The organism is Geodermatophilus amargosae (assembly GCF_900116515.1).
GTDB classification, from domain to species: Bacteria; Actinomycetota; Actinomycetes; order Mycobacteriales; family Geodermatophilaceae; genus Geodermatophilus; species Geodermatophilus amargosae.
Map to the genome: position 1 here is coordinate 84,193 of NZ_FPBA01000019.1, position 21,566 is coordinate 105,758.

Sequence of the window (21,566 nt, forward strand, 5' to 3'; positions counted from 1 at the left end):
CCTCGACTCTGAGGGTGGTCAGCGCAGCGGGTGGTCGCGCTGGGTGCGGGCGTACTCGACGAAGTCGTCCAGGGCGGTGGGGTCGGCCATGGCATCGGGGTCGGCGACGAGGGAGGGGTCGGCGCCCAGGAGCAGCCGGCGGACCGGGATCTCCATCTTCTTGCCGCTCCGGGTCAGCGGGATGGCGCGGACGGCGACGATCGCGTCGGGGACGTGCCGCGGCGTGTACTCCTCGCGCAGCCTCCGGCGGAGCCGCCCCGCCAGCTCCTCGTCCAGCTCCGCGCCGGGGGCCAGGGAGACGAACAACGGCATGGAGGAGCCGCCGGGCCGGCTGAGGTCGACGACCAGCGCCCCGAGGACGGCGGGGTCGTCCTCGACCACGCGGTAGATCTCCGCGGTGCCGATCCGCACGCCCTGCCGGTTGAGCACCGCGTCGGACCGCCCGCGCACGAAGCAGCCGCCGCGCTCATTGACCTCGAAGAAGTCCCCGTGCCGCCACACCCCGGGGAAGGTCTCGAAGTAGCTGGCGCGGTAGCGGCTGCCGTCGGCGTCACCCCAGAAGAACAGCGGCATCGACGGCATGGGTGCGGTGATCACCAGCTCGCCCACGCGGCCGACGACGGGGTTCCCCGCGTCGTCCCACGACTCGGCCGCCACCCCCAGCGAGCGGGCCTGGATCTCCCCGGCCCGGACGGGCAGCGTCGGCACGCCGCCGACGAAGCCGGTGCAGCAGTCGGTGCCGCCGCTCCCGGTCGCGATCCAGAGGTCGGACCCGACCGCGTCGTAGAACCACTTCGTGACGGCCGGGGACACCGGGGAGCCGGCCGGCATCACGATCTCCAGCGCGGAGAGGTCGAACCGCTCCCGCGGCACGACGCCGGCCTTCTGCATGAGTTCGACGAACGTGGGGCTGGCCCCGAAGAGGCGGGCCCGGCTGTCCTGCGCGGTGCGCCAGAGGACGTCGACGTCGGGGTGCGACGGGTTGCCGTCGTAGAGCACCGGGACGGTCCCCTGCAGCAGCATGCTGACGCAGAAGTTCCACATCATCCAGCCGGTGGTGGTGAAGAAGAAGGCGCGGTCGCCCGCGCGCAGGTCCAGGTGGAACGCCTGGAGCTTGAGCTGCTCGAGCAGGATCCCGCCGTGCCCGTGCACGATCGCCTTGGGCAGCCCGGTGGTGCCGGAGGAGAACAGCACCCACAGCGGGTGGTCGAAGGGCACCTGCTCGCAGACGAACTCTGCGGCCGGCACCGGAGGACCGGCCAGCACGTCGTCCCACGAGGTGCCGGGTGCCTCCAGTCCGAGGACCGGGACCCGCACGACCTCGCGCAGGCGCGGCAGCCCGGCCACCAGCTCGGCGACCTCGCCCCGGCGGTCGAAGTCCCTGCCGCCGTACCGGTAGCCGTCCGCGGCGACGAGGACCGTCGGCTCCAGCTGGCCCAGCCGGTCCAGCGCGCCCCGCGCCCCGAAGTCCGGCGAGCAGCTGGCCCAGACGGCGCCGACGCTCGCCGCCGCCACCATCGCGACGACGGCCTCGGGCACGTTCGGCAGGTAGGCGACGACCCGGTCCCCCGGCCGGACGCCGCGGTCGCGCAGGTGCGTGGCGACGGCGCGGACCTGCCGGGTGAACTCCTCCCACCGCACCTCGCGCAGCGGGGTGGTCTCGCCGACCGCGAGCAGCGCCGGCTGACCGGGGCGTTCCTGGGCGAGCACGTGCTCGGCGAAGTTCAGCCGGGCGCCGGGGAACCACCGGGCGCCGGGCATCTCCCGGCTCTCCAGGACGGTGGTGTGCGGTGCTGACGAGCGGACGCCGAAGAAGTCCCAGACCGCCTGCCAGAACTCCTCCAGCTCGGTGGTCGACCACGACCAGAGGTCGGCGTAGTCCGGGAACGACCGGCCGGTGCGGGCCTCCGCGAAGCGCGTGAACTCGGCGAGGCGCGTCCGCTCCACCTGCTCCGGCGACGGGACCCGGAGCAGGTCGCCCTCCCGCACCGCCGGGGAGGCAGCGGTGTCCGCCGCTGACGAGGCCATGGGCAGACAGTGGCGCAGCCGGAGTGTGACGGGCAACACTCCTCCCCGTCCATTTCACCCAGTGCGAAGATCCAGGTGGCGGCCACCGTGCGGCAGTACCGGGTCAAGACCATCGACTCGCTGGCCCGCGGGCTGGAGGTCCTCCGCGTGCTGCAGGAGGTGCGGGCGGCGAGCCTGCACGACCTCCACCTGGCCACCGGCATCCCCAAGGCGACCCTCACGCGGATCCTGGTCACCGCCCACCAGCACGGCCTGGTCTGGCAGCGCATGGTGGACGGCGCCTTCCTGCCGAGCCACACCCTGCGCAGCCGCCGGGAGACCGACGACGGCGAGTGGCTGGTCGAGATCGCCTCACCGGTCCTCGGCGAGCTCTCCCGGCGGCTGCAGTGGCCCTCGGTCGTCTCCGTTCCGCGGCTGGACCACATGGAGACGCTCGAGACCAACAGCTCGCGGACCTATTTCGACGCCCTCCCCCAGCGGCCGCACGGGTTCCGGGTGAACATGCTCGGCTCGGCGTCCGGACGGGCCTACCTGGCGTTCTGCCCCGACCAGGAACTGGAGGCGGTGCTCGCGCGGCTGCGCCTCAGGAAGGACCCCGCGTACCGGCTGGCCAGGGACGACGCCGCGGTCCGCCGGATGATCGAGGCCACCCGGCAGCGCGGGTACGGCGTCCGGGCACCCGACTTCGGCGGGGACCACGACCGGCCGCGGTCGGAGGTCGACGACGGACGGGAGTCGATCGCGATGCCCGTGCGGGTCGACGGCCGGGTCGTCGGGTGCATCAACCTGACGTGGCGCCGGCAGGCCCTCTCCCTGCCGACGGCGGTGCAGCGCCACCTCGAGGACCTGCGCACCGCCGTGCGGACGGTCGAGCAGCGGGCCCGGGAGGCGGGCCTCGGACACGGGTGAGGCACCGGTGGGCCGCGGCGGGATCTCCGCCACGGCCCACCGGGCCTCACCGCCTCACGGCGTCGGGTGGTCGACGACGTACTCCGGCACCCCCTGGTTGCTCGGGTCGGCCTGGGTGCCCACGTCGTTCACCACGTGCCGGATGATGCCCACCCCGTCGAGGTGCACGGTCGCCACGTGGTGCAGGCGCACACCGGGGGTCTCCGGCACCTCGAAGCCGCTCTCGGTGGTGATCCCCGGACCGGCGTTGCGCTGGTAGCCGTACACGCCGCCGCCGTAGAGGCGGTGCCGCGTCACGTCGTCGGCGACCTCGTAGCCCGCCCAGCCCAGCGTGCCGTCGGGCTGCTGCCAGTCTGCCTGAGACGGCGGGTCGTAGGGCAGCTCGTTCTGGTACAGCACCGTGGTGCCGTCCTCGCCGTGCCAGATCGTGTTGTAGGTCTGGAAGTGCTCGACGAACAGGCCGGTCGCGGTCACGCGGTCGCCGTTGATCTCGGCGCCCACGCGGCCGGTGTTGGTCCGCCAGCGGTCGGTGTCGCCGCTGACGCCCGCGGTGAACGGCTCGACGCCGTGGTCGGCACGCCACACCCACGTGTGGTCGATGAGGACGTCGTCGCTGTTGACCTCCAGGGCGGTGTCGACCTTGCCCACGTGCGGCCCGCCGACGCGGAAGTACACGTCCGACAGCGTCGTCGGGTCCGCGGCATCCGAGCGGCCGCCGTTGCCGTTCGGCTTGCCCACCTGCAGCAGCGACGGCGACTCGACCGTGCCCGCGTCGATGGTCATGCCGGCGACGACGGCACCGGGGACGTCGGCGATCGTCACCGGCACGGCGCCGCCGACTGTGGTGAGCGTGGCCTGGCCGATGCCCGAGGACCACGGTGCCGACCTGCTTGACCTCGATGCTGCACGCGACGTCGTAGACGCCGGGGGTGAGCAGCAGGTGCCCGCCGCGCGCCAGGTGGTCGTTGATCTGCTGCACCGGCGTGGACGGGGTGGCGATGAGGAACTCGGTGATCGGGATCGTGCGGCCCGGGGTCTCGCCGTCGGCCCAGCTGGTGCCCGACGACTCCCGCTGCGCTGAGGACACCCGCACGTTCCAACGGCCGGCGTCGTCGACGAACAGGTGGGGCGCTCACAACCTAGGTGACCGCACCGACGTCCCGCCGCCTCCGGGACGGCGGGCACCCCCTCACCTCGGCGGGCAGCGTCCACCACTCGCCGAGCAACCCGTCGAGGCCCGGCTCGAGGCGGGCGAGCCCCGCCCCCGGGTAGGGCGTCAGCTCTCCCGCCCACAGCTGCCCGTCGTGCCGGTAGAGGTCCACCCGGAGCATGTCGAAGCCGGTGGCCACCGCGGCTGCGGCCCCGAGCAGCTCGGGCAGCTCCGCCGGGCGCGGCACGTCCGGGCCGGGCGGGTAGCCCCAGGTCCACGGCAGCGGTTCCCAGCCGGCGCTGTACAGCCGCGCCCGGTGCTCCCCGTGCCGGCCGGTGTGGACGCCGACCAGCCGCGGGACGCCGTCGAACACCAGCACCTTGAGGTCGGCCGGCGACTCCCCCGGCTCCCCGACGTGCTCCTCGACCAGCAGGCCCGGCCGGGCGCAGCGGTAGGCCCACTCCTCGCTCTTGCGCCAGTAGCGCTCGGCGACCCACCCGGCGGTGCGCGCGGCGAGGTCGGCGACGTCGGGCCGCCCCTCGCCCACGACGACCCGCCGGCAGGAGTGGTTGGGCTTGAGCACCCACCGGTCGGGCAGGTCGACGCCGGCCAGCTCGGTGACGTCGGTCCCCGCCCAGTACGTCTCGGGCACCCGGAGCAGGCCGGGCGCGCGGCGGGTGAAGTGGTCCTTCATCGCCAGCTTGTCGCAGGTCGGGACCAGCAGCGGACGGCGGTCGCGGGTGATCCGCCGGTGCAGCTTCTCGGTGAAGGTGCGCGGCTCCCCCCACGGCGGCAGCCGGCCGTGGTGCTGCCGGTAGACCCGCGCCCGCCGGAGCGAGGAGGGCAGCACCCGCGTCCAGGCAGGGGGGAACTCCGGCACGGGGGTGTCCTACCGCGCCGGGCACCATCCGGAACGGTGCCGTGCGCGACGGTCGCGCCGTCCGGGTAGGGGCCCAGCGTGCGTGCCATCACCTACACCCAGCCCGGCGGCCCCGACGTCCTGCAGCTGACCGACCGCGCCGTCCCAGAGCCCGGCCCCGGGGAGGTCCTCGTCCGGCTCGCGCTGGCCGGCGTCAACCCGACCGACTGGAAGTCGCGCAGCTCGGCGCAGCCCGGCCCCGGCGGCCAGGTGCCCGGGCAGGACGGTGCCGGCACGGTCGAGGCGGTCGGGCAGGGCGTCGACCCGGCGATCCGCGGCGAGCGGGTCTGGGTCTGGGAGGCGGCCTGGCAGCGGCCCTGGGGCACGGCGGCGGAGTACACCGTCGTCCCGGCCCGCCAGGCGGTGCCGATGGGGCCGGAGCCCTCCTTCGAGCTCGGCGCCGCCCTCGGCATCCCCTTCCTCACCGCGCACCGCTGCCTGACCCTCGGCGAGTCCGTGCCCGACCGGATGGGCCCCGGCTCGCTGACCGGGCGGACGGTGCTCGTGCAGGGCGGCGCCGGCGCGGTGGGCAACGCGGCGATCCAGCTGGCGCGCTGGGCCGACGCCACGGTCATCGCCACCGTGAGCAGCCCGCGCAAGGCGCAGCTGGCTGCCGCCGCCGGCGCCTCGCACGTCGTCGACTACCGCCGGCAGGACGTCGTCGCCGAGGTGCGCAAGGTGGCGACGAAGGGCGTCGACACCGTGGTGGAGGTGTCCGCCGCCCGGAACGCCGCCGTCGACGCGCAGGTGGTCGGCATACACGCCGCCGTCGCGGTGTACGCCGACGACGGCGGTGCCGAGGTGACCATCCCGGTGCGCGCGCAGATGGGGCCCAACGCGCGCTGGAACTTCGTCCTCGTCTACACCCAGCCCGAGCGGGCCAAGGTGATCGGCGTCGAGGACGTGAACGCCGCGCTCCTCGACGGCGCGCTGCGGGTGGGTGAGGAGGCGGGGCTGCCGCTGCACGTGTTCCCGCTGGCCGAGACCGCGCAGGCCCACCGGGCGGTCCAGGAGGGCGCCGTCGGGAAGGTGCTGATCGACGTCACGGCCTAACGGCCGACCGCCCTCACCCGACGCCAAGGTCCTTGGCGATCAGCATGCGCTGCACCTCGCTGGTGCCCTCGCCGATCTCCAGGATCTTGGCGTCGCGGTAGAACCGGCCGACCGGCGTCTCGTTCATGAAGCCGTACCCGCCGTGCACCTGGGTGGCGGCGCGGGCGTTGTCCATCGCCACCTCGGAGCTGTAGAGCTTGGCGATCGACGCCTCGCGGCGGAACGGCTCACCGCGGAGCATCTTCTCGGCCGCGCGGTAGTAGGCCAGCCGGGCGGTGGCGGCCCGGACCTCCATGTCGGCGATCATGAACTGGACGGCCTGGTTGCGGCCGATCGGGCGGCCGAACGCCTCGCGGGTCCCGGCGTAGCGCACCGACTCGTCCACGCAGCCCTGCGCCAGGCCGACGGCGAGCGCAGAGATCGCGATGCGCCCCTCGTCGAGGATGGAGAGGAACTGCGCGTAGCCGCGGCCGCGCTGCCCGACCAGGTCCTCCTCCGGCACCCGGCAGTCGCTGAAGGACAGCTCGCGGGTGTCCGAGGCGTTCCAGCCGACCTTCGAGTACCGCGGGCCGACGGTCATGCCCGCAGTCCCGGACGGGACGGCGATCGCGGAGATCTCCTTGCCGCCGTCGGGGCGGGTGCCGGTGACGGCGGTGACGGTGACCAGCTCGGTGAGGTCGGTGCCGGAGTTGGTGATGAACGCCTTGGACCCGTTGACCACCCAGTGCCCGTCCTCGAGCCGCGCGGTGGTGCGGGTGGCGCCGGCGTCGGAGCCACCGCCGGGCTCGGTGAGGCCGAAGGCGGCCAGGGCCTCGCCGGTGCAGAGCCGCGGCAGCCACCGCTGCTTCTGCTCCTCCGAGCCGAACCGGTGGATCGGCATCGCGCCCAGCGAGACACCGGCCTCCAGGGTGATGGCCACCGAGCTGTCCACCCGGGCCAGCTCCTCGATCGCCACGCAGAGGTCGAAGTAGGTCCCGCCCGAGCCGCCGTACTCCTCGGGGAAGGGCAGGCCGAACAGCCCGAGCTCACCCATCTGCCGCACGATCGCGGTGGGGAACTCCTCGCGCTCGTAGAAGCCGCCGATCTGCGGTGCCACGACCTCGAGCGCGAACTCGCGGACGGTCTTCCGCAGGGTCTCGGTCTCGTCGTCGAGCCGGTAGTCCAGCACGGTGTGCCCCCTGGTGCTCCGGACCCCGGTGGGATCGCCCCGGAGCCCGCCCGTGCGGCCGCGCCGGTCGGCCGGCCGCTGCCACCGATGTTAACGACGGTTCACATCGCGGTCCAGTGGTCGACCGGGGTCCCGGACGGCGACGGCTAGCATCCGCGGCGTGACCGTCCGCCAGCCCGACTCGGCGCTGTCGGCCGACGCCGCCCGGCCGTCCCGGCGGGAGCAGATCCTGCGGGCGGCCGCCCAGCTCTTCGCCGAGCGCGGCTCACGTGCGGTCGGTGTGGACGACGTCGGTGCGGCGGTCGGGGTGACCGGCCCGGCCATCTACCGCCACTTCGCCAGCAAGGACGCGATGCTGGCCGAGATGCTCGAGGGCATCAGCCAGCGGCTGCTGGCCGGCGCGCGCGAGCGCGTGGCCGCCGCCGGCCTCGACCCCGCTGCCCAGCTGCGGGCACTCGTGACCTTCCAGGTGGACTTCGCCCTCGACAACCCCGCGCTGATCACCGTCCAGGACCGCGACCTCGGCTCACTGCCGACCGACGACGCCGCGGCGGTGCGCCGGCTGCAGCGCCGCTACGTCGAGGTCTGGGTCGACGTGCTGGCCCGGCTGCGCCCCGAGGAGGGCACCGACGCCAGCCGGGCCCGCGCCCACGCCGTCTTCGGGCTGGTCAACTCCACGCCGCACAGCGCCGGGCGGCTGCCCCGGGAGCAGATGGCCGCACTGCTCGCCGCGATGGCCGAGGCCGCCGCCACCGCCTGAGGAGCCCTCGGAGCGCCGTCGGTCGGTCAGCCCGCGCTGGGATCGGGCATCGGCAGGCTCAGGCCGCTGCCGGCGACCAGGTCGAGGTCGGCGGTGCCGTCCGCGCCGGGCGCCACCCAGGAGGTCTCCACGATGGTGACCAGGGGCCCCTCGGTGCCGCTGGCGTACTCCGCCCCGGACAGCGCGGCCGGTGCGCCCGGGTAGCTGACGCCCTCGCGCAGCAGGTCGCTGACGTTGCCGCTGCCGTTGCGGTCGGTCAGGCCGCGCAGGTCCCGGGCGCCGGTGGAGTCGCCCATCTCCACCGCGGAGACCGCGACGACGACGGCGCGGCCGTCGACGTCGGTCGACCACAGCGCGCGCGCCAGCCCGGTGCAGTCGGTGCGCTCGAAGAAGTCGGCGACCTCGCCGTAGGAGTTGCCGACGCAGGTGTCGTCCACCTGCACCTGCTCCAGGGTGAAGGCGCGGCCGTCGAGGACGGTGCGGTCGCCGGGCTGCGGACCCACCGGCTGCGGCGCCGCCGACGTCGTCGGGGTGCTCGACGGCGCGGCGGCCGACGCGCCGTCGCCTCCGCCGGTGAGGCTCACGACGGCGACCACCGCGACGACGACCAGCGCCAGCGCGGCCGCGGCGAGCAGCACCAGCCGGCGGCGGGCGGCCGGGGAGCGGCGGCGCGGGCCGACCAGCGGCACCGGCGGCGGTGGCGGAGCGGGGGCGGGGTGCGCGACGGCGGGCACGGGCGGCGGCGCGTCGTGCCCGCCGTCGGTGTCACCGCTGCCGAACAGGCCGCCGATGCCGCCGGTCTCGTCGGTGGGGACCTCCCGGACGCCGGACTGCGCGCCGGACTGCACGCCGCCACCGGACTGCTCGGCGGGCGCGCTGAAGCGGGCGGTGGCCGGGTGCGCCGGCGGTGCGACCACCGGTGCAGGAGCCGGGGCCGGGGCGGGCGCGGGAGCCAGGACGGGCGCGGGAGCCGGGGCGGGCGCGGGAACCGGAGCGGGCGCGGCCAGGCCGGCGGCCGCGCGGGCGGCGGCCTCCTCGTCGGCGCGGATCGCGGCGACGGCGACGGCGGCGGCGGCGAGGGGGTCGACCAGCGGCCCGGCCGGGGACGAGGCGACGCGGTGGACCGGGATGGGCCCCGGCGCGGGCATCGGCGCGGGGACGGGCGCGGCTGCCGGAGCCGGCGCGCCGACCGAGGCGGCCATGGCCGCGGGAGCGAGCAGCTCGCGCTTGCGCAGCACGTAGGGCGAGTACGGGAAGCCCTCGCCGTTGAGCTCCTCCACCGACGGCCCGCGGCCCTCGAGGCCCAGCGCGGTCAGCGCGGCACGGACGTCGGCGGTGGTCCACAGCCGCGGGTTGTCCACCCCGGCGTAGCGGGCGGCGCGCGAGATGCCCAGCAGCAGCGAGCGGGACTCCAGCAGCGCCACCTGGTCGCCCTCGCCCAGGTCGCCGTCGGCGGGGACCAGGCCGGTGAGGTCGCCGACGAGGACGGTCAGCCGCGCGATGCGGCCGGGTTCCAGACCCGCCTGGCGCAGCCGCAGCGCGGCGTCCATGCCGGCCCGCATCAGGCCGTCGAGCGTGGTGGAGCCGCCGCCGGCCAGCTGCAGCACCTCGCCGGGGCCGGCGTCCGGGCCGATGGTCCAGGAGCCCTCGGGGGTCGCGGTCACCACCCCGGCCTGCCGGACCACCTCGACCACCCGCACCACGGCGAGGCCCTCGGGCACGAAGAGCACCGCGTCGGAGATGCGCCGCTCCCTCAGCCCGTCGACCACGGGGATCGACGCGACGACAGCCCCTCGGACCGCGCCACCGCGGTCCCAGCGGGTCAGTTCGGCGAAGAGCGCGCGCTCCCCCGCCGTCTGCGGCGGCACGGGGGTCAGGGCCAGCACGGAGTCCTCCGGGAGCGGGTGGGGTGCAGGGGGGCGCGGTGTGCGCGGCGAGGTGTGCGGCGGTGTGCGCGGCGGTGCGCAGGGCGGGACCCGGGAGCGGAGCCCGGGCGGGCGGCCGGGCCCGACGCTACGTCAGGTGACGGGCCGGTCCCGCTCCTCAGCGGGACGACGCGCCGCCGTCGGCCGGGGAACCGGCGAGGACGGCCTCGGCCTCGCGGCCGGGCTCGGCCGGACGACGCCAGCCGGCGAACCAGGTGCTGCGGGCGACCAGGTCGACCGCGGTCCACAGGACGGTGAACGCGCCGACCACCAGCGCGATCGACCACCACGTCCAGTCCCAGGGCGGCAGCAGGCCCGCGGCGTCCTGCAGCCACCCGGCGGCGTAGACCAGGGCAGCGGTCGCCGGGGCGGCGCTCCAGCCGGGCAGGCGGTGGGTGACGGCGAGGTCGACGCAGACGGCGCCGACGATCAGGACCAGCGGCAGGACCGACTCCGGGAACCCGGCGGCGGCCAGCCCCACCCACACGACGGCGCGGTAGGCGAGGTAGGTGCCGGCGACGACCGTCGCGGTCCAGCGGAGGCCGACGACCTTCCGCGCGACGACGAGGGAGAGCAGGCCGGCGCAGAGGAGCCACGCGGGGTGCACCCAGGAGGGCACCGGGAGCATGAACATCGTCGGCGTCTGCCCCTGGGAGGCGGCGAAGTCCAGCAGCTGCGGCTCGGCCGTCGTCTGCCCGGCCTCGTAGGCGCGCAGGGACAGGACGCCGTACTCCTGGTGCTGGTTGGGGAAGACGACGTTCTCGGCGAAGAACAGCCACAGGCCCAGCGAGACCAGGTCCTTGACCCGGCCGGGCAGGGCGTACAGCCACCAGCCGCGGATCGCGCCGGCCAGCATGATCGCCGTCCCGATGTAGAGCAGCGCGTGACTGGGGCTCCAGCTGGTGATGTCGAGCCCGTTGATGCGGTGGTTGAGGATGTCGATCGGGACGGCGACGAGGAAGGTGCCGATCCCCCACTGCATCAGCCGCAGCGCGCGGCGGTCGACGCCGTAGCCGCTGTAGCTGTGGAACACCACCAGCGCGATGACGACCGCGGTGCCCGCCGAGTTGAGCAGGTGCGGGGGCGCCAGGTCGTCGCGCAGCCAGCGGAAGTGCCAGGAGACGTCCCACGACGAGCCCAGCATCTTGAGCAGGAAGGCCCCGAGCCACGCGGTGTAGATCCAGCGCAGCTCGGTCTGCGGAGTGGGGCGCCCGGGGCGCCCCGGCGTCGTGTAGGCGAGCCAGAGCCAGCGCACCAGCGCGACGGGGTGCCGGAGCCCGGCGGCCAGCGAGCCCGGCGCCGGCGGCACCGCTCGGGCGCGCGCGGCAGGGACGGCGGGGTGGGGCACGGGGGAACTCCCAGGGCTGCGGGGCGGGATGGCCCGAGACTAACGGCCGCCGCAGCGGAAACCGACCCCCTGAGTGGCGCCGGTGTGGCGGGTGCGGTAGTGAGCGGACACGCGAGGCGGGTGGGACTGGCGGGACGTAGGGTCCTCGGACGTGGCGGACGCTGGCGGGCACCTGGTCTGGATCGACTGCGAGATGACCGGACTGGACCTCACCCGGGACAAGCTGATCGAGGTCGCCGTCGTCGTGACCGACTCCGAGCTGCGCGTCCTCGACCCGGGCCTGGACCTGGTGATCTCCGCCGACGACGCCGACCTCGAGGACATGGCCGACGTCGTCACCGAGATGCACGCCAAGTCGGGGCTGACCGACGCGGTCCGCGCCTCGACGCTCACCGTGGCCGAGGCCGAGCAGCAGCTGCTCGCCTACATCAAGCGGTGGGTGCCCGAGCGGCGCACCGCGCCCCTGTGCGGCAACTCGATCGGCACCGACCGCGGCTTCCTCGCCCGTGACATGCCCGAGCTCGACGACCACCTGCACTACCGGATGGTCGACGTCAGCTCGGTCAAGGAGCTGGCCCGCCGGTGGTTCCCGCGGGTCTACTTCGCCCAGCCGCCCAAGGGCCTGGCGCACCGGGCGCTGGCCGACATCGTCGAGTCCGTCCGTGAGCTCGCCTACTACCGCCGGACGCTGTTCGTCGACGGGCCCGGACCCTCGACGTCGCAGGCCCAGCGGGCGGCCGGCGAGGTCGTGGCCGGCTTCGCCGACGTGCTCGCCGCCGCCGACGCGACACCACCCGCGGGCCCGCCGGCCGAGGGCGCACCCCCGGCTGCGTCGGGGGGCTGACCGGCTCCGGTATCCTCGGTCCCGTTCCCGGCGCGGTCGTGCTGCCGGGTGCACGCGGTGGGTGTAGCTCAGCTGGTAGAGCACCAGGTTGTGATCCTGGGTGTCGCGGGTTCGAGCCCCGTCACTCACCCCACGACGCAAGGCCCCGGTCGGTCCGCCGACCGGGGCCTTGCGTCTCTGCGGACCACCCCAGGGAGACCCAGCCATGACCACCAGCGTCCCGACCCGACCGGACGACGCGGCGCCCACGTCGGCCGACGTGGTCGCCGAGGCCGCACGGCGGCGCACCTTCGCCGTCATCAGCCACCCCGACGCCGGCAAGTCGACGCTGACCGAGGCGCTGGCCCTGCACGCCCGGGTGATCGGCCAGGCCGGCGCGGTGCACGGCAAGGCCGGCCGGCGCGGCACGGTGTCGGACTGGATGGACATGGAGAAGGCCCGCGGGATCTCGATCACCTCGGCCGCACTGCAGTTCTCCTACCGCGACACCGTGGTCAACCTCCTCGACACCCCCGGGCACGCCGACTTCTCCGAGGACACCTACCGGGTGCTCACGGCCGTCGACGCCGCGGTCATGCTCATCGACGCCGCCAAGGGCCTCGAGGCCCAGACGATGAAGCTGTTCGCCGTCTGCCGGCACCGCGGCATCCCGGTCGTCACCGTCGTCAACAAGTGGGACCGCCCCGGCAAGGACGCCCTCGCGCTGATGGACGAGGTCGCCGAGCGGACCGGGCTCACGCCGACGCCGCTGACCTGGCCGGTGGGCATCGCGGGCGACTTCCGCGGCGTGCTCGACCGGCGCGACGGCAGCTACCGGCGCTACACCCGGACCGCCGGGGGTGCCACGGTCGCCCCCGAGGAGGTCCTCCCCGCACCCACGGCCGCCGCGCGCGAGCCCGACGCGTGGCCGCAGGCCGTCGAGGAGGTCGACCTGCTGGCCGCGACCGCCGGCGAGCACGACCAGGACCTGTTCCTGTCCGGCGTCACGACCCCGGTGCTCTTCGCCTCCGCGGTCTCCAACTTCGGGGTCGGCGCGCTGCTCGACGTCCTCGTCGACCTGGCCCCCGCGCCCGCCGGCCGGCCCGACACGGACGGGGTGCTCCGGCCGGTCGACGCCCCGTTCAGCGCCTTCGTCTTCAAGGTGCAGTCGGGCATGGACGCCGCCCACCGGGACCGGCTGGCTTACATCCGGATCTGCTCCGGCGTGTTCGAGCGGGGCATGGTGGTCACCCACGGCTCCACCGGGCGCCCCTTCGCGACGAAGTACGCCCAGCACGTCTTCGGCCGCGAGCGCGAGAGCATCGACGTCGCCTACCCCGGCGACGTCGTCGGGCTGGTCAACGCCTCGGCGCTGCACGTCGGCGACACGCTCTACGCGCAGGAGCCGGTCACCTTCCCGCCGCTGACCACGTTCGCGCCCGAGCACTTCGCCGTCGTCCGCAGCCTCGAGACGGCCAAGCACAAGCAGTTCCGCCGCGGGATCGAGCAGCTGGAGTCCGAGGGCGTCGTGCAGGTGCTGCGGTCGGACCGGCGCGGTGAGCAGGCGCCGGTGTTCGCGGTCGTGGGCCCGATGCAGTTCGAGGTGGCCACCCACCGCATGGAGCACGAGTTCCACGCCCCGGTGCAGCTCGAGCCGCTCCCCTACACCCTCGCGATGCGCACCGACGAGGCATCGGCCCCGCGCATCACCGCGACCTCGGGGACCGAGGTGATGCAGCGCAGCGACGGCGAGCTGCTGGCGCTGTTCACCACCAAGTGGGTCATGGGGATCGTGCGCAACGGCAAGCCCGACCTGACCCTCGAGCCCCTGGTCGCCGCCCAGCTGGCCTGACGGTCCCGGTGTGACCCGGGTCGCAACACGCTCTCCGATGTGTTGCGATGCAGGGAGGGGACCGCCGAGCGCAGTGGGGGCCGCACGTGGACCGGAGTCAGGGCACCGTCGCGGTCATCGGGGCCGGGACCATCGGGCTGTCGTGGGCGGCGCTGTTCGCCGCGCACGGCCACACCGTCCGCGTGCAGGACCCGCGGCCGGGCATCGGCCCCGAGGTCGAGTCGGCGGTGCGCCACCTCACCCGGCTGCAACCGGCGACGGGCGAGGCCGCGGACCTGCTGTCCCGCATCGAGGTCGTCGACGACGTCGAGACCGCCGTCGCCGGCGCCGACGTCGTCCAGGAGAACGCGCCCGAGCGGCTGCCGCTCAAGCAGGAGCTGTTCGCCCGGATCGAGGCAGCCGTCGGCGAGCGCACGCTGATCGCGTCGTCGACGTCGGCGCTGATGCCCAGCGACCTCGCGCGGGAGATGCGCACGCCCGAGCGGCTCGTGGTCGGCCACCCGTTCAACCCGCCGGAGGTGCTGCCGCTGGTCGAGGTGGTGCCCGGCGAGCGCACCGCGCCCTGGGCGGTCGAGGCGGCGGTCGCCTTCTACCGCTCGGTGGGCAAGAAGCCGGTCGTGCTGCACCGGGAGATCAACGGGTTCGTGGCCAACCGGCTGCAGTCGACGCTGTTCCGCGAGTGCGTGTGGCTGGTGACCCAGGGCGTCGTCAGCGCCGCGGAGCTCGACGAGATCGTCACCGAGTCGATCGGACCCCGCTGGGCGACGGCCGGCCCGTTCGAGAGCTTCCACCTCGGCGGCGGCCCCGGCGGCATGCGGCACTTCCTCGAGCACCTCGGCCCCGGCATGGCACGGCGCTGGAAGGTCGTCGAGCAGCCCGAGCTCGACGAGGCGACCGTCGAGCTGGTCAGCAGCCAGGTGGAGGAGCGCTTCGCCGGTCGCACCTACGAGCAGCTGACCGAGGACCGCGACCGGGCGCAGCTGGCGGTCATCCGTGCCCGCGACGAGGCGCGGGGCGGGAACGGCTGATGGACCTCGAGGAGGTCCGCCGGCAGACGACGACCCCGCTGGGGGCGCCGGCCTACCCCGCCGCCCGGTACCGCTTCACCGGCCGGGAGTACCTCAACATCCTGTACCGGACCGACGCCGAGGCGATGCGGCGCGTCGTCCCCGAGCCCCTGACCGTGGGCGACCCGCTGGTCAAGTTCGAGGTCATGCGGATGCCCGACGTCACGGGGCTGGGGTCGTTCACCGAGTCCGGCCAGGTGCTTCAGGTCCAGTACGAGGGCGAGAGCGCCGACTACCTGCACGCCATGTACGTCGACAGCCTGGCCTCGATCACCAGCGGCCGGGAGATCAGCGCCTACCCGAAGAAGTCGGGGACGCCGAGCCTCTACGTCGACTCCGACACCCTCGTGGGCACCCTGGACTACGGGACGCTGCGCGTGGCCACCGCGACCATGGGCTACAAGCACGCGCCGATGAGCGACGAGGACGCGATCGCCGAGATCGGCCGGCCCACCTTCGGGCTGAAGATGCTGCCCGGCTACGACCGGCGCCCGCGGATCCTCGAGCTCGTCCGCAGCCAGATCACCGACATCACCATCCGCGGCGCCTGGAGGGGGCCGGCCCGGCTGCAGCTGTTCGAGCACGTGCTCGCCCCGCTCGCCGACCTGCCCGTGCGGGAGATCGTCTCGGCCAGCCACATCCTCACCGACCTGACGCTGGGCCGGGCGAGCCTCGTCTTCGACTACCTGCAGGACTGACCGGACGCCGGCCGTCGGCGCCCCGGGACGGAGCGGAAGGGGAGGAACGGCGATGGTGGCACCGCTCGAGGGCGTGCGCGTGGTCGAGGTGGCCAACTGGATGGCCGCGCCCGGGGCCGCCGCGCTGATGGCCGACATGGGAGCCGACGTCGTCAAGGTCGAGCCCCTCGGGGGGGACGCCATGCGCGGGGCGACCCGGCAGCCGGAGGTCCCGGAGGGCCAGGAGCCGATCGACGCCGCCTTCCAGATGGACAACCGCGGCAAGCGCAGCATCGCCGTCGCGCTCAACGAGGCGCAGGGCGCCGACCTGGTGCGGCGGATGGCCGCGCGCGCCGACGTCTTCCTCTGCAACCTGCTGCCTGGCCGGCAGGCCCGCTTCGGGTTGGACGCGCCGGCCCTGCACGCCCTCAACCCGCGGCTGGTGCACGCCACCCTCACCGGCTACGGCCCCGGCGGACCCGACGCCGCCCGCCCCGGCTACGACCTCACCGCCTTCTTCGGGCGCGGGGCCGTCCTCGACGCGATGAGCGAGCCGGCCAACCCCGCACCGCCGCGCCTGCGCCCCGCGCAGGGCGACCACACCGCGGCGCTGGCCCTGTTCAGCGGCGTCCTCGCCGCCCTGCGCGTGGTCGAGGCCACCGGCGAGGGGCAGGTCGTGGACGTCAGCCTGCTCGGCGCCGCCGCGTGGACCATGTCCAGCGACCTGTCGGCCACGCTCATCGACGGGGTCAGGCCCACACCCCAGGGCCGCGTGGCCCGGCCGCACGCCCTGCACGGCGGGTTCCGGTGCGCCGACGGCCGCTGGATCCTGCTGTTCATGCCCGAGCCCCGCTGGTGGGCGCCGTTCTGCGAGGCCGTGGGCCACCCCGAGTGGGTCGACGACGAGCGGTTCGCCGGCTGGGCCGACCGGGCGCGGAACATGCCGGAGCTCACCCGGCTGATGGACGAGGCCTTCGCCACCCGCCCGCTCGAGGAGTGGTGCGCGATCTTCGACGAGCGGGGCTTCATCTGGGGCCCGGCCTCGACCGTCTCGGAGTTCGCCGCCGACGAGCAGGCCGCCGCCGACGGGCTGTTCCCCGAGATCGGCGACGCCTCCGGGCGGCGCTTCCGCACCGTCCGCGCCCCGCTGCGCCTGCAGGGCGGCGACGTCGGCCCGCGCGGGCCGGCGCCGGCGATCGGCGAGCACACCGAGGCGGTCCTCACCGAGCTCGGCGTCGGCGGGGACGAGCTCGCGGCCCTGGCCCGGGACGGCGTCGTCGGCCTGCCCGCCGGGTGAGAGCGACGGCCGGACGCGCCCGCCCGGGGGCGACACGCCGAGGGTGACCGGCGGCGGGCGTGGGCGCGACGGCGCACGGGCACCCAGGTGCCATGGGGGACTGGCGTGAGCTGCTGCAGGACCTGCCCTTGGAGAGCCGGCTCAAGGCCCTGCTGGTCTACGAGCTGGCCTCGGACCGGGTGCCCGGGCAGCCGCTGGAGGTGACGACGGCGGCGGTGCGGGCCGTGGCGAGGGCGGAGGGCCTGGACACCGGGCAGCCGTGGATCGAGGCGGCCGCCGCACGGATCAGCGCCGAGCCGGTCGGGAGACCGCGCGCCTGATCCGCCTGGGGTCGGTGGGGCGGCCGGGACGCGTGCGCTGCTGCGGTGCGGACACGCACCGGCAGGTGCTGGCCCGGCGCCGCACCGCCTCGGACCCTGGCGGCATGACCACTGCCTACTCCTACGGGACCGCCCACGCGGTCGTCATGGTCGGCTCGGTCGGCAGCCCCGACGGCCTGCAGCCCCGGCAGATCGGTCCGGCGCACGCGACGATCGGCCGGGTCACCGGACGCAGCCGCAAGTCGCTGTGCGGCTCCTACGTGGCGGTGGACGAGCAGACGGTGTGGCCTCCGGAGGACTACGAGGACCACCAGCTCTGCCCGGAGTGCGCCGAGCTCGCCCGCCTCTGAGCGCATCCCGGCCGCCGACGACGGGGTCCCGGCCCCCGGCGACGGGTCTCAGCCCCCGGCGACGGGTCTCAGCCCCCGGCGACCGAGGGCAGCACCTGCACCACCGCACCGGCCGGCACCGGCGTCGCCAGGCCCGCGGTGAAGCGCACGTCGTCGCCGTCGACGTAGACGTTGACGAACCGGCGCACCTGCCCCGCCTCGTCGCGGATCCGCCGCTCCAGCACCGGGTGGGTGGACGCGAGCGCGTCGAGCAGCCCGGCCAGCGTGCCGTCGGCGGGGTCCACCTCCAGCCGCCGGGAGCCGCCGGCCAGGTCGGCCAGGACGCCGGGCAGCAGCACCTCGACGCTCATGACCGGACGCTCACGACAGCACCGCCGCCCGGACGCACAGCACGTCGGGCAGGTGGTCGGCGACCAGCGTGAACGTGTCGCCCTCGTCGCGGCTGGCGTAGACGCACCCGTCCCTCGTGCCCACGGCGACGCCGGTCGGGTCGCCCTCGTCGACGCAGACGGCGTCGCGCAGGACCGCCGTCCAGGAGCCGTCGGGCAGTCCCTCGCCGAGCTCGGTCCAGGTGGCGCCGGCGTCGCGGGTGCGGTGCACGCGCAGCCGCCCGCCCGGGGGCACCCGCTCGACGTCGGCGACCAGCGGCACCACCCAGGCGGTGCCCGGGGTGCGCGGCGACGCCGCGACCGGGAAGCCGAAGTCGACCGGCAGCCCGCCGGCGATCGAGGTCCACGACCCGCCACCGTCGTCGGTGCGGAAGACGCCGAAGTGGTTCTGCGCGTACAGGCGGTCGGGGTCGCCCGCGTCGGCGGCGACCTTGTGCACGCACTGGCCGTACTCGGGCGCCGGCCCGGGCAGGAACGGCGTGGTGATGCCCGAGTTGCGGGGCTCCCACCCCTCGCTGCCGTCGTCGCTGACGTAGACGCCGCCGGTGCTCATGGCCACCAGCACCCGGTCGTTTGTGGGGTGCGGGATCACGGTGTGCACCGCGCCGCCACCGGCACCGGGCTCCCAGCTCGGCCGGTGCGGGTGGTCCCACAGGCCGCGGACGAGGGCGAAGCTGCACCCGCCGTCCTCGCTGCGCCACAGCGAGTGCGGCTCGCACCCGGCCCAGACGACGCCGGGACGGTCGGCGGTGTCCGGCCGGATCTGCCAGACGCGGGCCAGCGCGGCACCGGTGTCGGCCGGGAAGCGGATCGCGCCCTCGTCGGTCTCGTCCCACGTGCGGCCGAGGTCGTCGGACCAGGTGACCGTCGGGCCCCAGTGGCCGTACTGCACCCCGACGAGGACCCGCGGCACCCTGCCGCCGGTGGAACCGCCGCGGGTGTCGATGCCGACCGCCGCCACCTCCTGCGACAGCAGGTGCGGCCCGTCGAGGGTCCAGGTGCGGCGGTCGTCGTCGCTGCGGGCCAGCCACAGCCCCTTGCGCGTGCCGATGGCGAGCAGGTCGGCCACGGGTCCCTCCGAGGTGTCGGCGGGGTCCCGCGGACCCCTCCCGACACCTCTGACCGCGGCCGCCGCCCGAACTGAGCGGTGTCCGCTCAGCGGCGGGTGGCGCCCCCGGAACCGTCGGCGTGCTGGCCGGCGTGCCCGTCACCCAGCCCCGGCGCGAGCCGCTCGGCCTCGGCGCGCAGCTTCTCCGCGGCCGTGGCGTGCTCCTTCGCCGCGGCGGCCCGCTGGCGGGCCTCCTGCTCGGCCAGGCGGGTGCGCTCCTCGACCTCCGCGCGCTCGCGGCGGGCGCGGGCGGCCTGCTCCTCGGCCGCCGCCTGCTCCTTCTCCGCCTGCGCGCCGCGCAGCCGTGCCTCCTCGAGGTGCTCACGCGCCTGGACGCGCTGCTGCTCCCGGCGCTTGGCGCCGGCCACCCTGCTGCGCTTGGCCAGTGCGAGGCCGACCAGCACGAGCACGACCAGTGCGACGACGATGATCAGGACGATCAACCAGGTGTCCACGAACGCTCCCCTTCCCAGAGACCGGTCGGGATCTTCCCGCCGTGTGACCTCGGGAAACGGAGATCACTTGAGCGCGCTGCCGGCCCGCCACTCGTCCCACGGGACCGTCCAGTCGGCGATGCTGGAGGTCAGCGGTCCGGCGTCGGAGTTCCGGATCTCGACGACGTCCCCGGGCTGCGAGAAGTCGTAGAACCAGCGGGCGTTCTCGGTCGAGAGGTTGATGCACCCGTGCGAGACGTTGGCGCTGCCCTGCTGGGCCACCGACCACGGAGCGGCGTGCACGAACTCGCCGTTGTCCGAGAGGCGCACGGCCCACTGGACGGGGGTCCGGTAGCCGCCGGGGCTGTCGGCCGGCACGCCGTAGGTGCTGGAGTCCATGACCCGGTCGGCGTTGAGCTCGGTGACCACGTGCGGGCCGTTGTAGCTCGGGGTGTCCGGGCTGCCGGCGCTCATCGGCCAGTCCTGCACCAGCCGGTCGCCGTCGTAGACCTGCATCCGGTGGGTCGAGGCGTCGGCGATCGAGACGTGCCGCTCGCCCACGTGGAAGGACACCGTGCGGTCCTTCTCGCCCCAGACGCCCTCGCCGAAGTCGACGCCGTAGAGGTCGGCGTGGAGGGTCACGTCGGTGTCGGCCGGCCAGTACTGCGAGGGCCGGAAGTGCACCTCCGTGTCGCTGATCCAGCTCCACACGCCGTCGGTCGGGGTGGAGCTGGTGACGCGCAGGCGGCTCTCGACGGCGGCCCGGTCGCCGACCGGCTGCTCGAAGTAGACGCGGATCGGCATGCCGACGCCGACCGTCTGGCCGTCCAGCGGGCCGATCGACGGCGTGGTCACCGCCTCCGGGGTGACGGTGGTGAACGTGCTGGTGGCCTGGGCCGGCTGGTCGTCGGCCCCCTCGGCCGTTGCGGTGAGTGTGTAGGTGGTGCCGTAGGCCAGGGGCTCCCGCGGCGTCCAGACCCCGGTGCCCTCGGTGGCGCCGTCCGCGACGTCGCCGGCGACCTCGGTCCCGGCGTCGTCGGTCACGGTGACGTCCTCGAGCTCGCCGTCGGTGACGGAGATCTCGACCGGGTCCGCCGGTGCGACGTCGGCCGTGCCGTCTGCCGGGACCAGCGAGAGCTGCGCGGGAGCGGCGTCCGCCGGGGACGAGGTCCCCGGCGCGGCCGAGGACGTCTCGCCGTCACCCCCGGTGCACCCGCTGAGCAGGGCCAGGACCCCCGCCGTGACCAGCGCAGCCGTCCGTCGCACCCTCGTTGCCTCCTCGTGCCCGACCGTGCCGCGGCAGCGGGCACGGCTGTACCCACTCGAGTGTCCACGCTGGTCACGGAACCGGGGCGTCCGCCGCCCGGGACCCCCGGGCGGGCCGCCGCCGACCGCTGGTATCGTTGCCCCTCGTGGCCCGGGCAGCCGGGAGACACGCGCCATTAGCTCAATTGGCAGAGCAGCTGACTCTTAATCAGCGGGTTCGGGGTTCGAGTCCCTGATGGCGCACTCTCTTCACCTCGATTCCCCTTCTGACCTGCGAGTACAGGATCGAAGGGCACGCCACCCGGCAACGGCCGTCGCGCCAAGCCATGGAAAACCCATCGAAAACTCTGTCTCCTCGGCAGCGCACCCCGGAGACACTGCGGACGCGCGACCCGTGAGGACCCGCGCTCCTGCAACCGCCTCGGGAGCTGGACGGTGCCCACCCTCTGCCACTCCCCGCCCGCATCAGGCTGCCGGATGCCTTGGTCGCCGAAAGGGTGCTGCGCGTCCGTGCGGGATGGGCGTACGGGCGTTCGCCCTCGTCGTCGATGACCCTTTGCCGTTACCGGCTCTTCAGCAGCGCGCTCGGTTGCCTCGGCGACGATCGCCTTGGTGTCCCGCCCCGGGTTTAGTACTGCAACGGCAGTTATGCGTGTCGCTGTCGGGATCGGCTGAGGGCTGGTAGCAGCGTGTGCGGATGCGCTGCGATGGCCTGGTGGCCGA

20 protein-coding genes and 2 tRNA genes are annotated in these 21,566 nt (G+C 74.7%); 12 read left to right on the top strand and 10 right to left on the bottom strand.

Annotated features, from left to right (window positions below; genetic code table 11):
• Positions 1-18: 18 nt before the first annotated feature.
• The gene (locus BM414_RS20890) at positions 19-2,028 is read right to left on the bottom strand and encodes an acetoacetate--CoA ligase (RefSeq protein ID WP_245784879.1); all 2,010 of its coding nucleotides are present in this window, start codon (positions 2,026-2,028) and stop codon (positions 19-21) included.
• A 75-nt stretch (positions 2,029-2,103) separates the two neighbouring features.
• On the opposite strand from BM414_RS20890, the gene BM414_RS20895 reads away from it, so the two are divergent.
• Positions 2,104-2,937, top strand: a complete 834-nt coding sequence (locus tag BM414_RS20895; RefSeq protein ID WP_245784880.1) for a helix-turn-helix domain-containing protein — start codon at positions 2,104-2,106, stop codon at positions 2,935-2,937.
• Positions 2,938-2,991: 54 nt separating this feature from the next.
• Here the strand turns inward: BM414_RS20895 and BM414_RS20900 are convergent, their stop codons facing one another.
• Together BM414_RS20900 and BM414_RS20905 are read right to left on the bottom strand one after the other, a co-directional pair.
• Positions 2,992-3,765, bottom strand: a complete 774-nt coding sequence (locus BM414_RS20900) for a hypothetical protein (protein WP_139245966.1) — start codon at positions 3,763-3,765, stop codon at positions 2,992-2,994.
• 311 nt (positions 3,766-4,076) lie between these two features.
• Positions 4,077-4,967, bottom strand: coding sequence for an ATP-grasp fold amidoligase family protein (locus BM414_RS20905; protein WP_093582591.1), 891 nt, complete (start codon positions 4,965-4,967; stop codon positions 4,077-4,079).
• A 78-nt stretch (positions 4,968-5,045) separates the two neighbouring features.
• Here BM414_RS20905 and BM414_RS20910 point away from each other — a divergent pair, with 78 nt between their 5' ends.
• A complete protein-coding gene (locus BM414_RS20910) occupies positions 5,046-6,059 on the top strand; it encodes an NADPH:quinone reductase (protein ID WP_093582593.1) in 1,014 nt (337 codons plus the stop codon).
• Between the two features lie 13 nt (positions 6,060-6,072).
• Here the strand turns inward: BM414_RS20910 and BM414_RS20915 are convergent, their stop codons facing one another.
• Positions 6,073-7,227 (bottom strand): acyl-CoA dehydrogenase family protein, encoded by a 1,155-nt coding sequence (locus tag BM414_RS20915; RefSeq protein WP_093582595.1) that lies wholly within the window; start codon positions 7,225-7,227, stop codon positions 6,073-6,075.
• Between the two features lie 160 nt (positions 7,228-7,387).
• On the opposite strand from BM414_RS20915, the gene BM414_RS20920 reads away from it, so the two are divergent.
• Positions 7,388-7,987, top strand: a complete 600-nt coding sequence (locus BM414_RS20920) for an SACE_7040 family transcriptional regulator (RefSeq protein WP_217644849.1) — start codon at positions 7,388-7,390, stop codon at positions 7,985-7,987.
• A 26-nt stretch (positions 7,988-8,013) separates the two neighbouring features.
• Here BM414_RS20920 and BM414_RS20925 read toward each other — a convergent pair whose 3' ends face one another.
• Together BM414_RS20925 and BM414_RS20930 are read right to left on the bottom strand one after the other, a co-directional pair.
• Positions 8,014-9,873: a hypothetical protein gene (locus tag BM414_RS20925; RefSeq protein WP_093582597.1), complete on the bottom strand. Its 1,860-nt coding sequence runs from the start codon at positions 9,871-9,873 to the stop codon at positions 8,014-8,016.
• 157 nt (positions 9,874-10,030) lie between these two features.
• A complete protein-coding gene (locus BM414_RS20930) occupies positions 10,031-11,260 on the bottom strand; it encodes a hypothetical protein (RefSeq protein ID WP_245784881.1) in 1,230 nt (409 codons plus the stop codon).
• Positions 11,261-11,411: 151 nt separating this feature from the next.
• Here BM414_RS20930 and orn point away from each other — a divergent pair, with 151 nt between their 5' ends.
• The 8 genes from orn to BM414_RS20970 all read left to right on the top strand — a co-directional run bounded on the left by orn (position 11,412) and on the right by BM414_RS20970 (position 17,646).
• A complete protein-coding gene (gene orn, locus BM414_RS20935; RefSeq protein ID WP_093582599.1) occupies positions 11,412-12,104 on the top strand; it encodes an oligoribonuclease in 693 nt (230 codons plus the stop codon).
• Between the two features lie 57 nt (positions 12,105-12,161).
• A tRNA-His gene (locus BM414_RS20940) sits at positions 12,162-12,237 on the top strand.
• Between the two features lie 72 nt (positions 12,238-12,309).
• Positions 12,310-13,935 carry a peptide chain release factor 3 gene (locus BM414_RS20945; RefSeq protein ID WP_093582601.1) on the top strand — a complete coding sequence of 542 codons (1,626 nt, stop codon included), beginning with the start codon at positions 12,310-12,312 and terminating at the stop codon, positions 13,933-13,935.
• A gap of 86 nt (positions 13,936-14,021) precedes the next feature.
• Entirely contained in the window at positions 14,022-14,963 is a 942-nt protein-coding gene (locus tag BM414_RS20950; RefSeq protein ID WP_217644850.1) for a 3-hydroxyacyl-CoA dehydrogenase NAD-binding domain-containing protein, read from the top strand.
• Positions 14,963-15,700 (top strand): acetoacetate decarboxylase, encoded by a 738-nt coding sequence (locus tag BM414_RS20955; RefSeq protein ID WP_093582604.1) that lies wholly within the window; start codon positions 14,963-14,965, stop codon positions 15,698-15,700. The genes BM414_RS20950 and BM414_RS20955 overlap by 1 nt, the downstream gene beginning before the upstream one ends.
• Before the next feature lie 52 nt (positions 15,701-15,752).
• Positions 15,753-16,976 (top strand): CaiB/BaiF CoA transferase family protein, encoded by a 1,224-nt coding sequence (locus BM414_RS20960; RefSeq protein ID WP_093582606.1) that lies wholly within the window; start codon positions 15,753-15,755, stop codon positions 16,974-16,976.
• A gap of 92 nt (positions 16,977-17,068) precedes the next feature.
• Positions 17,069-17,296, top strand: a complete 228-nt coding sequence (locus BM414_RS20965; protein WP_093582608.1) for a hypothetical protein — start codon at positions 17,069-17,071, stop codon at positions 17,294-17,296.
• A 104-nt stretch (positions 17,297-17,400) separates the two neighbouring features.
• Positions 17,401-17,646 (top strand): hypothetical protein, encoded by a 246-nt coding sequence (locus BM414_RS20970; protein ID WP_093582648.1) that lies wholly within the window; start codon positions 17,401-17,403, stop codon positions 17,644-17,646.
• Positions 17,647-17,714: 68 nt separating this feature from the next.
• Here BM414_RS20970 and BM414_RS20975 read toward each other — a convergent pair whose 3' ends face one another.
• From BM414_RS20975 to BM414_RS20990, 4 genes are all read right to left on the bottom strand, one after another.
• On the bottom strand, positions 17,715-17,996 hold the full coding sequence (locus BM414_RS20975; protein ID WP_093582610.1) for a MoaD/ThiS family protein: 282 nt from the start codon (positions 17,994-17,996) through the stop codon (positions 17,715-17,717).
• 10 nt (positions 17,997-18,006) lie between these two features.
• Positions 18,007-19,104 (bottom strand): sialidase family protein, encoded by a 1,098-nt coding sequence (locus BM414_RS20980; RefSeq protein ID WP_093582612.1) that lies wholly within the window; start codon positions 19,102-19,104, stop codon positions 18,007-18,009.
• Between the two features lie 86 nt (positions 19,105-19,190).
• On the bottom strand, positions 19,191-19,598 hold the full coding sequence (locus BM414_RS20985) for a hypothetical protein (RefSeq protein WP_093582614.1): 408 nt from the start codon (positions 19,596-19,598) through the stop codon (positions 19,191-19,193).
• 63 nt (positions 19,599-19,661) lie between these two features.
• On the bottom strand, positions 19,662-20,843 hold the full coding sequence (locus BM414_RS20990; protein ID WP_245784882.1) for a L,D-transpeptidase: 1,182 nt from the start codon (positions 20,841-20,843) through the stop codon (positions 19,662-19,664).
• A gap of 170 nt (positions 20,844-21,013) precedes the next feature.
• Between BM414_RS20990 and BM414_RS20995 the strand changes: the two genes are divergently transcribed.
• A tRNA-Lys gene (locus BM414_RS20995) sits at positions 21,014-21,086 on the top strand.
• The last annotated feature ends 480 nt before the right edge of the window (positions 21,087-21,566 follow it).

Bases quoted from the DNA above. Each gene is read 5' to 3' on its own strand.
- BM414_RS20890 (WP_245784879.1), bottom strand. From the start codon at position 2,028: ATGGCCTCGTCAGCGGCGGACACCGCTGCCTCCCCGGCGGTGCGGGAG.
- BM414_RS20945 (WP_093582601.1), top strand. From the start codon at position 12,310: ATGACCACCAGCGTCCCGACCCGACCGGACGACGCGGCGCCCACGTCG.
- BM414_RS20955 (WP_093582604.1), top strand. From the start codon at position 14,963: ATGGACCTCGAGGAGGTCCGCCGGCAGACGACGACCCCGCTGGGGGCG.
- BM414_RS20960 (WP_093582606.1), top strand. From the start codon at position 15,753: ATGGTGGCACCGCTCGAGGGCGTGCGCGTGGTCGAGGTGGCCAACTGG.
- BM414_RS20965 (WP_093582608.1), top strand. From the start codon at position 17,069: ATGGGGGACTGGCGTGAGCTGCTGCAGGACCTGCCCTTGGAGAGCCGG.
- BM414_RS20970 (WP_093582648.1), top strand. From the start codon at position 17,401: ATGACCACTGCCTACTCCTACGGGACCGCCCACGCGGTCGTCATGGTC.
- BM414_RS20975 (WP_093582610.1), bottom strand. From the start codon at position 17,996: ATGAGCGTCGAGGTGCTGCTGCCCGGCGTCCTGGCCGACCTGGCCGGC.